This is a genomic window from Novosphingobium sp. fls2-241-R2A-195 (assembly GCF_030209485.1).
Lineage (GTDB): Bacteria > Pseudomonadota > Alphaproteobacteria > Sphingomonadales > Sphingomonadaceae > Novosphingobium > Novosphingobium resinovorum.
The window spans coordinates 14173-26923 of the sequence record NZ_JARVRY010000017.1; the positions used below are offsets into that span (position 1 = coordinate 14173).

The following is a 12751-nucleotide window of genomic DNA, read 5'->3' on the forward strand; positions in this document are numbered from 1 at the left end:
GGCTTGGGAGCGCAGCGAACTAGCCGAACGGGGTGGGCCTTACACCGCGGCGGTTCCACACCACCGTTAAAGGGGATCAGCGTCCCTTCCACTCCGGCCTGCGCTTCTCGGCGAAGGCGCGCGGGCCTTCGACGTAGTCCTCGGAGGCCAGCATCGCCTGCATCGCAGGGTAGCTCCACTGCTCGGCGAAAGCCTGGTCGTAAGGCGTGGACAGGCCGCGCCCGACCGCTTCCTTGGTGGCGCGCACCGCCATCGGACTGCCGCCGAGGATCAGCTCCGCCCAGCGCCGCGCAGCCTCAAGCACGTCGCCTTCGGCCACTTCGTTGACGAAGCCGAGCGCATGGCCCTCCTGCGCCGAGACGCGCCGTCCGGTCAGCAGCATGCCCATCGCGTGCTTCGCGCCGACCACCTGCGGCAGGATCTGGATACCCCCGCCCAGCGCCGCCAGCCCGACGCGAACCTCGGGCAGCGCGAACGCTGCATGGGTCGCCGCCACCACGATGTCGCAGGCCAGCGCCAGTTCGAAGCCGCCGCCCATCGCCACGCCGTTGACGGCGGCGATCACCGGCTTGTTCAACCCCTTGCGCCCGGTCAGCCCGCCGAAGCCGTTGGGCGGCGACACCAGTTCCCCGCCCGCCGCCTGCTGCTTGAGGTCGTGCCCGGCGCAGAACGCCTTCGGCCCTGCCCCGGTGACGATGGCGACCCACTGGTCGTCGTCCGCCGCGAAGGAACCGAAGGCCGCGTCCATCGCCACTTGCGCGTCGGCGTTCAGCGCATTGCTTGCCTCGGGCCGGTTGATGGTGATGATCGTCAGCGGCCCTTCGCGCGTGACGGTGACGAGTTCGCTCATGCCGTCACCTTCTCCGCGACCATGCCCGCCAGCCGCGAGACGATGATGCTTTCCGCATCCCGTACGATCCGGCCGACCAGTTCGGCGCAAGTCGGAATGTCGTGGATCAGCCCCTGCACCTGCCCGGCCCAGACGAGCCCGGCGTCGAGATCGCCCGTCTCCAGCGCTGTGCGCCCCTTCGCGCCCGAGACCAGTGGACGGATATCCTCGAACACCGCGCCGTCGCGGGCGGAAATCTCCACCACCTGATCGGACACGCTGTTCTTCGCGACGCGGCCGGTATTGTGGAACTTGCGGAAGATCAGGTTGGTGCCGCGCTCGTCGTTGTCGACGATGAACTGCTTCACCCGCTCATGGATCGGCGCTTCCACGGTGGCGCAGAAGCGGGTGCCCATGTTGATGCCGTCCGCCCCCAGCGCCAGCGCGGCGGCAAGGCCGCGCCCGTCGCCGAAGCCGCCGCTGGCGATCATCGGGATCGTCAGCTTGTCGGCCGCCGCCGGGATCAGGATGAGGCCGGGAATATCATCCTCGCCCGGATGGCCCGCACATTCGAAGCCGTCGATCGAGATCGCGTCCACGCCCATCCGCTCGGCCGACAGGGCGTGGCGAACCGCCGTACACTTGTGGATCACGGTGACGCCGTGGGCCTTGAAGTCCTCGACATGCTCCTGCGGGCGGTGACCTGCGGTTTCGACGATGGTGACGCCGCTGTCGATGATCGCCTTGCGGTATTCGGCGTAAGGCGGCGGGCTGACCGAGGGCAGGATCGTAAGGTTCACGCCGAAGGGCTTGTCGGTCAAGGCCCGGCAGCGGTCGATCTCGCGGCGCAAGTCATCAGGCGTGGGCTGGGTCAGCGCGGTCAGGATGCCGAGCCCGCCCGCGTTGGAAACCGCCGCCGCCAGTTCGGCGCGGCCCACCCACATCATCCCGCCCTGAACGATGGGATGCTCGATGCCGACGAGGTCGGTGAAGCGTGTGCGCAGGCCCATTACAGCGCCTCCAGGATGGTGATGTTGGCGATGCCGCCGCCTTCGCACATGGTCTGCAGGCCATAGCGCTTGCCGCGCGCCTTCAGGGCGTGGACGAGCGTGGCCATCAGCTTCGTGCCGCTGGCGCCCAGCGGATGGCCCAGCGCGATGGCGCCGCCGTTGACGTTGAGCTTTTCAGGATCGCCGCCCAGCGCCTGAAGCCAGGCCAGCGGCACCGGCGCGAAGGCCTCGTTCACTTCGTAGAGGTCGATATCTTCGATCCGCAGTCCGGCGCGCTTCAGGGCCTTCTGCGTCGCTGGGATCGGTTCCTCCAGCATGATGACGGGGTCGCCCGCCGTCACCACCATGTCGACGATGCGCGCGATCGGGGTGAGGCCGTAGTCCTTGAGCGCCCGCTCCGACACCACCAGCGCGCCCGAGGCGCCGTCGCAGATCTGGCTGGCGTTGGCGGCGGAAATCACCCCGCCCTCCTGCAGCAGCCTGACCGAACCGATGCTTTCCAGCGTCGCGTCGTAACGGATGCCCTCATCCGTGACATGGGGCACGCCGTCCACATCGAGCGGCACGATCTCACGTTCGAACGCGCCCGCCTTCGTGGCGGCGGCGGCACGGCGGTGGCTTTCCAGCGCGAAGCGGTCGAGCGTCTCGCGGTCGAAGCCGTACTTGGTGGCGATCATCTCGGCGCCGCCGAACTGGCTGAAGCTTTCCACCCCGAAGCGCTGCTGGATGCGCGGGCTGAACGGGCCGACGCCGACGCCTTCCTTCGCGTGGTAGGCGGTGTTGGAGAACATCGGCACGCGCGTCATGCTCTCCGCACCCGCCGCGATCACCACGTCCTGCATGCCGGACATGACCGCCTGCGCCGCGAACTGCACCGACTGCTGCGAGGAACCGCACTGACGATCGATGGTGACGGCGGGCACGCTGACCGGCAGCTTCGAGGCCAGCACCGCATTGCGCGCGAAGGCGAAGGCCTGCTCGCCCGCCTGCGTCACGCAGCCGAGGATGACGTCCTCGACCACCGCCGGGTCCAGCCCGGCGCGGTCCACCAGCGCGTTGAGCACCTCGCCCGCCATGTCGGCAGGGTGCCATCCCGCGAGCTTGCCGTTACGGCGCCCGCCTGCGGTGCGGACGGCTTCGACGATATAGGCTTCGGCCATGGTCACAGATCCTTGAAGTTGGGAGAGCGCTTTTCGAAGTAGGCGGCAAGGCCCTCACGGCATTCGGGGGCGGCGCCCGACCGGGTGATCGCCGCGACTTCGCGTTCCAGCTGCGCGTCGAGGCTGGTTTCAAGACTCTGCCGCAGCAGTCCCCGCGCCGCGCCAAGCGCACCCACGGCGGCATCGGCCAAGCGGGCCGCGAGTGCCTCGCCCTCGGTGGCCAGCGCTTCGTCATCGACGGTGCGGGTAACCATGCCGATCGCCTCGGCCTCGTCGGCCTTGATGCGGCGGTTGGTCAGGATGATCTCCTGCGCCTTGCGGAGGCCCACGAGGCGCGGCAGCCACCAGCTCATGCCGCCGTCAGGCGTCAGGCCGAGCGTGCCGTAAGCGGCGGTGAAATGCGCCGAGCGCGCGCAGAGCACCACGTCGCCGCCGATCGCGAGGCTGAGGCCAGCCCCCGCCGCCGGTCCGTTGACCAGCACCAAGAGCGGCTTGGCCATGCGCGCGAAGCGGGTGAGCGCCATGTGCAGCGTGCCCGCCAGTTCGCTCAGCAGTGCATCGACACGATCGCCCGAGGACTTGAACAGCCCCACATCGCCGCCCGCGCAGAACAGCCGCCCCGCGCCGGTGAGGACGACGCAGCGGATCGCGGTGTCCGTCTCGCAGCGGATGGCGATTTCGGCCAAGGCGCGCGCCATGGCGAGGTCGATGGCGTTGCCCGCTTCGGGCCGGTTGAGGGTGACGCGGGCGATGCCGTCCGCAAGGTCGAACAGGACAGGTGTTTCACTCACAGGCAGGCCTCCATGCTTTCCACTGCCAGCGCGACGATGCGCGGCAGGCTGGCGGCACGCTCGCGGGCGTGTTCGGACGCCGCCGTGCCCCGGATCACGCGCCCCTTGATGCCGTGGAAGATCGCCGCCAGCCGGAAGTAGTTGAACGCGATGCAGAACGCATAGTCCTGCTCCGAGATCGGCGGGCGCCCCACATTGCGACAATAGGCGGCAAGGTATTCGGCCTCCGACGGGATACTCAGCGCCGCGATGTCCGCGCCGCCCAGCCCGGCGACGATATCGGGCGGCATGCGGAACATCATCGCGTGATAGGCGAAGTCCGCCAGAGGATGCCCCAGCGTCGAGAGTTCCCAGTCCAGCACCGCGAGCACGCGCGGCTGCGTGGGATGAAAGATCATGTTGTCGCAGCGGAAGTCGCCGTGGACGATGCGCGTCTCGTCGCCCGCCGGGATCGCCGTGGGGAGCCATTCGATCAGCCGGTCCATACCCGGATCGCGGCCCGCCTCGGTGTCCTCCAGATACTGGCGCGACCAGCGGGCGATCTGGCGTTCGAAGTAATTGCCCGGCTTGCCGTAGTCGCCCAGCCCCACCGCATCCGGCTCGATCCGGTGCAGCGCGGCGATCGTCTCGTTCATCGCGGCGAAGTAGGCGGCGCGCTCCTCGCGCGGGACATCGGGGAAGGTCGCATCCCAGAAGATGCGGCCCTCGACCATCTCCATCACGTAGAACCAGCTGCCGATGACGCTCTCGTCCAGGCACAGGCCATGGACGTGCGCCACCGGGAAGCCGGTCGTGCCCAGCGCGGAGAGCACCCGCGCCTCGCGCTCGACCGCGTGGGCGCCTTTCAGCACCTGCCCCGGCGGCTTGCGGCGCAGCACGTAGGCGCGCCCCGGCGTGACCAGCTTGTAAGTCGGGTTGGACTGCCCGCCCTTGAACTGCTCGACCGTGAGCGGACCGGCGAAGCCCTCGACATGCGCGTCCATCCACGCCGCCAGCCGCGCCTCGTCGAAGCGATAGCCCTCGCGTACGGCGCCGGTGCCGGCATTGGCGGCGGCGTCAGTGCTGCTCATGTGACTTCTTCCAGTCCCGCTTGATCTTCTTGGCGAGACTCCACTTGTGGACTTCGGTGGGGCCGTCGTAGATGCGGAAGGCGCGGATTTCGCGGAACACCTGCTCGACGATGGTGTTGGCGGTCACGCCCTGCCCGCCCATCACCTGCACGCAGCGATCCGCCACCCGCATCAGCGCCTCGGACACCGCGACCTTGGCCATCGAGCTTTCGGTGCCGCCCGCCTCGCCCGCGTCGAGAACGTCCGCGCACCAGTCGATGATGAGTTCGCTCTGCTTCAGGTCGATCAGGTTGTCGGCCAGCATGAAGCCGACGCCTTCGTGGTCGATCAGCGGCTTGCCGAAGGCCATGCGGCGATTGGCGTAGTCGGTGGCGATCTCGTTGGCGCGGATGCAGGCGCCCAGCCAACGCATGCAGTGCGACAGCCGCGCGGGCGCGAGCCGCACTTGCGCATAACGGAACCCCTCGCCCGACTGCCCCAACATCTGGTCGGCCGGCACGCGCAGGTTCTCGATGGCGACCACGGCATGGCCGCCCGGCATCGAGGAATCGATGGTGTTGGGCACATGCTCGATGCGGATCGCCGGGTCGGGCAGATCGACCAGGAACATGCAGGCGCCGTCCGTGGACTTCGCCATGACGATGCCAACCTGCGCGCCTTCCGCGCCGGTGATGAACGCCTTGCGCCCGTTGATGACCCAGTGATTGCCGTCGAGATGGCAGGTCGTCAGCATCATCGAAGGGTCGGACCCGGCGCCGTTCTCGTCCGCCGGTTCGGTCATGAAGAAAGCCGAGCGCGCGCGCCCTTCCACCAGCGGCTTCAGGAACCGTTCCTTGATCGCCGCACTGCCGACCTTGCCGAGCAGGTACATATTGCCCTCGTCCGGCGCGGCGGTGTTGAGCGCCAGCGGCCCGAGCGGCGAGAGGCCCGAGGCGCGCAGCACCACCGCCGTCTCGCGCTGGGTCAGGTGGCGGCCGTCGGGCAGGATGTGCGGCGTCAGCACCCCGGCCTCGCGCGCCTTGTCCTTCAGTTCGGCGACCAGTTCCTCAGCTGGACAATCGTGGTGATCGCGGCGCGGGTCCTTCTCGTAAGGCGCGACGACATCGCGCACGAAGGCTTCGACTTTCGCGGCGATCTCGGCGGTCAGTTCGGGACCGGCACCGGGTACACCGCTCACTTCGGCGCCATCCGGATGGCGCCGTCGAGGCGGATCGTTTCGCCGTTGAGCATCGGGTTGGTGACGATGCTCTCGACCAGTTGCGCATATTCGTCGGGCTGACCCAGACGGCTGGGGAACGGCACCTGTTTTCCCAGCGAATCCTGCGCTTCCTGCGGCAGCGTGGCGAGCAGCGGGGTCCAGAAGATGCCCGGCGCGATCGTCATCACGCGGATGCCGTAGCGGGCGAATTCGCGCGCCACCGGCAGCGTCAGGCCGACGATGCCGCCCTTCGACGCCGCATAGGCCGCCTGCCCGATCTGCCCGTCATAGGCCGCGACCGAGGCGGTGTTGACGATCACCCCGCGCTCCTCGCCGATGGGATCGGCATCGTGCAGGCGGGCGGCGAACTTCGACAGGACGTTGAAGCTGCCGATCAGGTTGATCGTCACGATCTTCGAGAAATCCGCGAGCGGGATCGCCTTGCCGTCGCGTCCGATCACCTTGGCGGGCGGGCCGATCCCGGCGCAGTTGACGAGAATGCGGGCCTTGCCGTTCAGCCCTTCGGCCTCTTCCAGCGCGGCCTCGACGGCGCCCTCGTCGGTCACGTTGACCGATACGAAGTGCCCGCCGATCTCGCGTGCTGTCGCCGCGCCCAGTTCGGCGTTGAGGTCGAACAGGGTCACCTTGGCCCCCGCGGCCGCCAGCCGCCGCGCGGTGCCCGCGCCAAGGCCGGATGCGCCGCCGGTCACGATTGCCGCCACGCCTTCGATCTTCATCAGGAATCCCTTTCCAAACCGCCCGCCGAACCAGCGCGAATCGCGTCTCCGGCAGGCTCATGAAACTCATTGGTTTCTTATGTACTCGTGAGTACGTTGCATAACGACGCGTTTCTTGTCAATGTCGCCCAACAAGGAAAAGCCGTGACGACACCTGAGCAAGACTTCATCGATTCCCCGTTCCGTTCGCCCGAGGACCGCCTTCGCGAGAAGGACCAGAAGCGCGAGGCCGTACTGCTTGCGGCCGTGCGCGCCTTCAACGCGCGCGGCTTCCAGGCCGCCTCGCTCGACGAGGTCGCCGCCAGCCTGCGCATCAGCAAGCCGACGATCTACCGCTACCTCGGCAACAAGGAGCAGGTGCTGCTGGAATGCATCAGCCGCGGCCTCGACCTGCTGCGCGAGGCGGCGGCCGAAGCGGAGCGCGAACCGGGCAACGGGCTGACGCGGCTCACGCATTTCCTGCACCGTTATGCCGAGATCAACATGGACGATTTCGGCCGCTGCGTGGTGCGCACCGACGACAATGTGCTGTCCGAAGAAGGCCGCGCGCATTTCCGGGCGCTCAAGCGGCGGATCGACCAGGCGATGCGCGATCTGGTGGCGGCGGGCGTCGAGGACGGCTCGATCGCGCCGCTCGACGTGCGGATGACCGCCTTCACGCTGGCCGGCGCGCTCAACTGGCCCGGACAGTGGTACGCGGCGCAAGGCGAACAGAGCGCCGAGGCGCTGGCCACCACGATGGTCGACGTGCTGGTGCGGGGCCTCGCGCCGCGTTCCTGACGCCCTGAGCATCACCCCACCCTCGTCATTGCGAGCGCAGCGAAGCAATCCAGGGCAAAGCAAACCGCCCTGGATTGCTTCGCTACGCTCGCAATGACGAAGGGGTGTGGAGACATCGTGCTCTCTAGGGGACCAGCACGGCCTTGATGCACTCACCGCTCAGTTGCGCGGCGACCGCCTCGTTGATCTGCGCGAGGGAGTAGGTGCGGATCAGCTTGTCGAACGGGAAGCGGCCTTCGCGGTAAAGCTCGACCAATTGCGGGATGAAAGTCTGGAGGTCGCTGTCGCCCTCGACGATGCCGTGGATGCGGTGGCCGTAAGTGATGAGCGAGGCGAGGTTGATCGACAGGCTGCTCTCGGGCCGAGGGGGCACGCCGACAAGGCCCAGCAGGCCGTGGCTGGACAACGATGCCAGCGCGGTTTCGACGACAGCCTCGCGCCCGCTCGTCTCGAAGGCGAACTCCACGCCATCGGGGAGGATCGCCCGGATCGCGGCGCCGACATCGCCCTCAGCCGGATCGATGACGTGGGTTGCGCCAAGGTCCAGCGCCATGGCGCGGCGGGTGGCGAAGGGTTCGACGAGGATGATTGTCGCGCACGCCTGCACCACCGCGCCCATGACCGCCGCCAGCCCCACCGGGCCGCCGCCGAAGATCGCGATGCTCGATCCGGCCGGGCACGCTAGCGATCGCATCACCCCGCCCGCGCCGGTCTGGAACCCGCAGCCGAGCGGCCCGAGCAGTTCCAGCGGCACGTCGTCGCGGGTGATCTTCACGAGGTTGCGTTCGTGCGTCACGGCATGGGCGGCGAAGGAAGACTGGCCGAAGAAGTTGGCCGACACCGCCGCGCCGTCGATGCTGATCGCGGTGCTGCCGTCGCCGCGCGCGCCTGCGTAGTTCAGAACCGGGAACTCGCGGCAGTAGGAGGGCAGGTGTTCTTCGCAGCGGGGGCAGTGGCCGCAGCTGGAGAAGCCCAGCACCACGCGATCACCAACGACAACCTTGGTGACGCCCTCACCCACCGCCTCGACGATCCCGGCGCCTTCGTGGCCGAGCACGGCGGGCAGCGGGATCGGGATGAACTGGTCGCGCGCGATGAGGTCGGTGTGGCACAGGCCGACGCCCGCGATCCGCACCCGCACCTCACCCGCGCGGGGCTCGGCAAGGTCGACCGGCTCGACGGTGAAGTCACCGTGGGCCTCGCGCGCGATGGCGGCGGTGGTGTGCATGGGCGCTCTCCTCAGGCTGCGGTGTAGCCGCCGTCGGCGGTGAATTCGGCGCCGGTCACGAAAGCGGCAGCGTCGCTGGCAAGGTATGCGATCATCGGCGCGATGTCGCTCGCCACGCCGAGCCGCTTCATCGGGATCAGCGACGCCCAGGCCGCCAGCGCGACTTCGGGCGGGATCGGATTGCCCTGTGCATCCACCGGCGGCTCCCAGTCGGCGCCGAGGTTGGTCTGGACCGGACCGGGCAGCACGCAGTTCACGCGGATGCCCGCGCTCGCCCACTCGTAGGCGACCGCCTTGCTGAGCGCCCGCACCGCGCCCTTGGTGGCGCTGTAGGCGGCGAACTGCGCACCCGCGACCTTTCCGTAGATCGAGGCGACGTTGACGATCGAGGCCCCCGCCGCGCCCTGTGCGATGGCGGCCTTCATCAGCGGCTCGGCGGTCTGCATGCCGATGTAGACGCTCTCGACGTTGATGCGGTTCTGGCGGCGCAGGATTTCCACCGGGGCTTCCGAGAACGGGCGCGAGATCATGATGCCGGCGTTGTTCACCAGCACGTCGAGCTTGCCGAAGCGCTCCTGCACAGCGGCGGCGCAAGTCGCCCAGGCGGCCTCGTCGCTGACGTCGTGCGCCAGTGCCAGCGCATCGCCGCAGGCCTGTGCGGTCTCCTGCGCGCCGTCAAGGTTGAGGTCGCTGGCAATCACGCTGGCGCCGTGGCGGGCGAGCGTCAGCGCCGTTTCGCGGCCGATGCCCGAGGCGGCGCCGGTGACCCAGCAGGTCTTGCCGGTCAGGTCGAACAGGGCACTCGGCATGGTTATTCTCCGATATTGGAACGGGCGTGGCGCTCGGCGGCCACGGGGGGGAGCCATGGCAGGCTGCCATCGCAATAGGCTTCGAGGGCGGGCGTCCAGCGCCCCGGTTCGTCGAGGGTGCCGCCCTTGATGAGCGTCAGCCCCGGCAGCGCGCCCGCGATCGAGACGATGGGCGAGCCGCAAGTGCCGCAGAAGTGGCGCGAAACGGGCTGGCCGCTTTCGCCCATATCCTCGAACACCCGCGTCTCGCCCTGCCGGGAGAAGGCCGCGTCGGTCACCGCGATGACCAGCGAAAAGGCGCTGCCGGACTGCCGCTGGCAATGGCGGCAGTGGCACACGGCGGCGAGCAAGGGTTCGCCCTCGAAAGCATAGCGCACCTGCCCGCAGAGGCAGCCGCCGAAGTGGGTCACGTTCGTCCCAAGCTCGGTCACAGCGCCATCACCACCGACTTGGGTTCCAGATAGGCGTCGAGCACTTCGCTGCCGTTCTCGCGCCCGATGCCCGACATCTTCATGCCGCCGAAGGGGAAGGCCGGGTCAGCCAGCATCACGCAGTTGACGAAGACGGTGCCCGCCTCCAGCGCGGCGGAGGCCCGGTGCGCGGTGGCGAGATCGCGGGTGAAGACATGCGCGGCGAGGCCGTAGGCGCTATCGTTGGCGAGCGCGATGGCTTCCTCGACATCGTCGAACGGCGCGGTGGCGAGGACCGGGCCGAACACTTCGTCGCGCATCACTTCGGCGTCGGCGGGGACATTCCGCAGCACGGTCGGCGCGTGGTAGTAGCCACGCTCGGGCAGCACGGCGGCGGACGGCATGGCCTCGATCCCGGCTGCCCTTGCCCGCTCGACGAAGCCGGTGACGCGCGCGTGCTGGCGGGCGCTGATGAGCGGGCCGAGCTGGCTGGAGCGGTCGGCGCTCGGCCCCAGCTTCTGGGCGCTGCCGACGGCGGCGATGCCTTCGAGCACTTCGTCGTAGACCGAGCGGTGCACGTAGAGCCGCGTCCCCGCGTAGCAGACTTGCCCCGAGTTGAAGAAGCACCCCATCGCCGCCTGCGGGATGGCGCTGGCGAGGTCGGCATCGGCACAGATGATCGAGGGCGACTTGCCGCCCAGCTCCAGCGTCACGCGCTTGAGGTCCGGCACCGAAGCGGCGAGGATCGCCTGACCGGTTGCGGTCGATCCGGTGAAGGCCACCTTCGCGATGCGCGGGTGCGCGGCGAGCGCCGCACCGGTCGCGCCGTCTCCGGTGACGACGCTGAGCACGCCTTCGGGAAGCCCCGCGATGCGCGCCAGTTCGACCAGCCGCAGCGCGCTGAGCGGGGTTTCGGGCGCGGGTTTGAGGACGACGGTGCAGCCCGCCGCCAGCGCCGGGGCGACCTTCCACATCGCCAGAACCAGCGGGAAATTCCATGGCGTGATCGCGGCAACGACGCCGATCGGCTCACGCCGCGAATAGACGTGATAGTCGCCCGGCGTAGCGGCAAGCGTCCCCGCCCGGCCCGCCAGCTTCGAAGGCCAGCCCGCATAGGCGCGTAGCCAGGAAATCGCGGCGGGAATGTCCACAGCCTCGACAATGCTGACGGGCTTGCCGGTATCGAGCGCCTCCAGCGCGGCGAGGCGCGGCAGGTCGGCTTCCATCGCAGCGGCCAGCTTGTGCAGCAGCCGCTCGCGCGCCAGCGGGGCAAGGCCGCGCCATGCGGGCGCGCGGAAAGCCTGCCATGCCGCCTCCACCACCTGATCGACATCCGATGCCGAGGCCACCGGAATGTCCGCGAACGGGCTTTCCGAACACGGGTCCACATCGGGCAGCGTCGCAGCGATACCGAGCCGGTCGCCGCCCGCCGTCAGCGCCAGATCGGGGAGTTCCAGACCATCGAAACCGTGCAAAATCGTATCTCCTGTCACGCTGGCTCCAGCACCACGTCAAGGTTCTTGAGGCCATTGATGAAGTTGGACCGGAACCGGCGCGGCGGCGACTGGACCGCGAAGCCGGCCACCCGCTCCGCCAGAATGCCGAAGGCGACACGCAGCTGCATTTCCGCCAGTCGCGAGCCAACGCAGACGTGCTGTCCTGTGCCGAAGCCGAGGTGCTGTATATTGCCGCGCCCCACGTCGAAGCGGTGCGGATCGGGGAACACGCTCTCATCGCGGTTGGCGGCGATGTACCACATGACGACCTTGTCGCCCTTGGCGATGGCCTGCCCACCGATCTCGGTATCGGCCATGGCGGTGCGGCGCATGTGCATGACCGGGCTGGCGTACCGTACCATCTCACGCACCGCGTTCTTCAGAAGGTCCGGTTCTGCGCGGATGCGGTCCCACTGCTCAGGGTTTTCGGCAAAGGCGGCGATACTGTGGCTCAGCGAATTGCGTGTCGTTTCATTGGCGCCGACCAGCGCGAGAATCATGTTGCCGGTGAATTCGCGCAAGGTGACGGGGCTGCCGTTCACCTCCATCGTCGCCAGCAGTGTGGCGAGATCCTGCCCCGGCGCGGCGCGGCGTTCCTCGAACAGCTGACTGCAGAAGGCCATGAATTCGCCGAGGATCGTCGCCATCGCCTCGGGGCTCTGGCGGAAGTCCGGGTCGTCCTCGCCGACGAAAGCGTTGGTCCAGTCGTAGAGCTTCACCCACATGTCGGCGGGCAGGTCGAACAGCTCGCACAGCGTCAGCAGCGGTAGCGGCGCGGAGAGCAGCGGCACGATGTTGACCGGCTCGCCGAGCGGGGTTTTGTCCACCAGCGCAAGGCAGCGCTCGCGGATGCGCTCTTCGATCCCGGCAAGGCGACCCGGGGCTACGGCAGGCATGATGAACTTGCGGTACTGGGTATGCGTGGGCGGGTCGATCGAGATGAACGGCACCCCGATCGCCGATTCCCCCGCGCCCGTCAGGCCCACTTCGTTCTCGTTGAAGATGCGGTGGCCGCCGTTCTCGCTGGCGGACGAGAACAGCGCCGGATTGCGCGATACCTCGACGATATCGGCATAGCGGGTGAGCGACCAGAACCCCGCCCCGTCCTTTTCGGGGTTCCAGTAGACCGGCTGCGCGGTGCGCAGCCGGTCGAACACGTCATGCGGTGCCCGGTCCAGATAGAGGTCGGGGTCCTTCAGGTCCGGCGTGGTGAGAGCTTCGGTCATGACGCGC

Annotated in this window: 13 protein-coding genes; 1 reads left to right on the top strand and 12 read right to left on the bottom strand. The window is 68.5% G+C overall.

Annotated elements, in window-relative coordinates; genetic code table 11:
- Positions 1-76: 76 nt before the first annotated feature.
- The 7 genes from QRN25_RS13560 to QRN25_RS13590 are packed head-to-tail and all read right to left on the bottom strand — an operon-like array spanning position 77 to position 6795.
- Positions 77-850, bottom strand: a complete 774-nt coding sequence (locus QRN25_RS13560; RefSeq protein WP_285019882.1) for an enoyl-CoA hydratase-related protein — start codon at positions 848-850, stop codon at positions 77-79.
- Positions 847-1839: an NAD(P)H-dependent flavin oxidoreductase gene (locus QRN25_RS13565; RefSeq protein ID WP_285019883.1), complete on the bottom strand. Its 993-nt coding sequence runs from the start codon at positions 1837-1839 to the stop codon at positions 847-849. Before QRN25_RS13565 ends, QRN25_RS13560 begins: the two co-directional genes overlap by 4 nt.
- A complete protein-coding gene (locus QRN25_RS13570; RefSeq protein ID WP_285019884.1) occupies positions 1839-2999 on the bottom strand; it encodes an acetyl-CoA C-acetyltransferase in 1161 nt (386 codons plus the stop codon). Before QRN25_RS13570 ends, QRN25_RS13565 begins: the two co-directional genes overlap by 1 nt.
- A gap of 2 nt (positions 3000-3001) precedes the next feature.
- On the bottom strand, positions 3002-3790 hold the full coding sequence (locus QRN25_RS13575) for an enoyl-CoA hydratase/isomerase family protein (protein ID WP_285019885.1): 789 nt from the start codon (positions 3788-3790) through the stop codon (positions 3002-3004).
- On the bottom strand, positions 3787-4860 hold the full coding sequence (locus tag QRN25_RS13580) for a phosphotransferase (protein ID WP_285019886.1): 1074 nt from the start codon (positions 4858-4860) through the stop codon (positions 3787-3789). The genes QRN25_RS13575 and QRN25_RS13580 overlap by 4 nt, the downstream gene beginning before the upstream one ends.
- Positions 4847-6037, bottom strand: coding sequence for an acyl-CoA dehydrogenase family protein (locus tag QRN25_RS13585; protein WP_285019887.1), 1191 nt, complete (start codon positions 6035-6037; stop codon positions 4847-4849). Before QRN25_RS13585 ends, QRN25_RS13580 begins: the two co-directional genes overlap by 14 nt.
- Positions 6034-6795 (bottom strand): SDR family NAD(P)-dependent oxidoreductase, encoded by a 762-nt coding sequence (locus QRN25_RS13590; RefSeq protein WP_008833185.1) that lies wholly within the window; start codon positions 6793-6795, stop codon positions 6034-6036. The genes QRN25_RS13585 and QRN25_RS13590 overlap by 4 nt, the downstream gene beginning before the upstream one ends.
- Positions 6796-6939: 144 nt before the next feature.
- Here QRN25_RS13590 and QRN25_RS13595 point away from each other — a divergent pair, with 144 nt between their 5' ends.
- Positions 6940-7575, top strand: a complete 636-nt coding sequence (locus QRN25_RS13595) for a TetR/AcrR family transcriptional regulator (RefSeq protein ID WP_285019888.1) — start codon at positions 6940-6942, stop codon at positions 7573-7575.
- A gap of 124 nt (positions 7576-7699) precedes the next feature.
- Here the strand turns inward: QRN25_RS13595 and QRN25_RS13600 are convergent, their stop codons facing one another.
- From QRN25_RS13600 to QRN25_RS13620, 5 genes are read right to left on the bottom strand one after another with little or no spacing between them, the layout of a single operon-like run.
- Positions 7700-8803 carry an NAD(P)-dependent alcohol dehydrogenase gene (locus QRN25_RS13600; RefSeq protein ID WP_285019889.1) on the bottom strand — a complete coding sequence of 368 codons (1104 nt, stop codon included), beginning with the start codon at positions 8801-8803 and terminating at the stop codon, positions 7700-7702.
- 11 nt (positions 8804-8814) lie between these two features.
- Complete coding sequence (locus tag QRN25_RS13605) at positions 8815-9612, bottom strand: SDR family NAD(P)-dependent oxidoreductase (RefSeq protein WP_285019890.1); 798 nt, start codon at positions 9610-9612, stop codon at positions 8815-8817.
- 2 nt (positions 9613-9614) lie between these two features.
- The gene (locus QRN25_RS13610; RefSeq protein WP_285019891.1) at positions 9615-10043 is read right to left on the bottom strand and encodes a GFA family protein; all 429 of its coding nucleotides are present in this window, start codon (positions 10041-10043) and stop codon (positions 9615-9617) included.
- The gene (locus tag QRN25_RS13615) at positions 10040-11497 is read right to left on the bottom strand and encodes an aldehyde dehydrogenase family protein (RefSeq protein ID WP_285019892.1); all 1458 of its coding nucleotides are present in this window, start codon (positions 11495-11497) and stop codon (positions 10040-10042) included. The genes QRN25_RS13610 and QRN25_RS13615 overlap by 4 nt, the downstream gene beginning before the upstream one ends.
- A 14-nt stretch (positions 11498-11511) precedes the next feature.
- Complete coding sequence (locus tag QRN25_RS13620; RefSeq protein WP_285019893.1) at positions 11512-12744, bottom strand: cytochrome P450; 1233 nt, start codon at positions 12742-12744, stop codon at positions 11512-11514.
- Between the last annotated feature and the right edge of the window lie 7 nt (positions 12745-12751).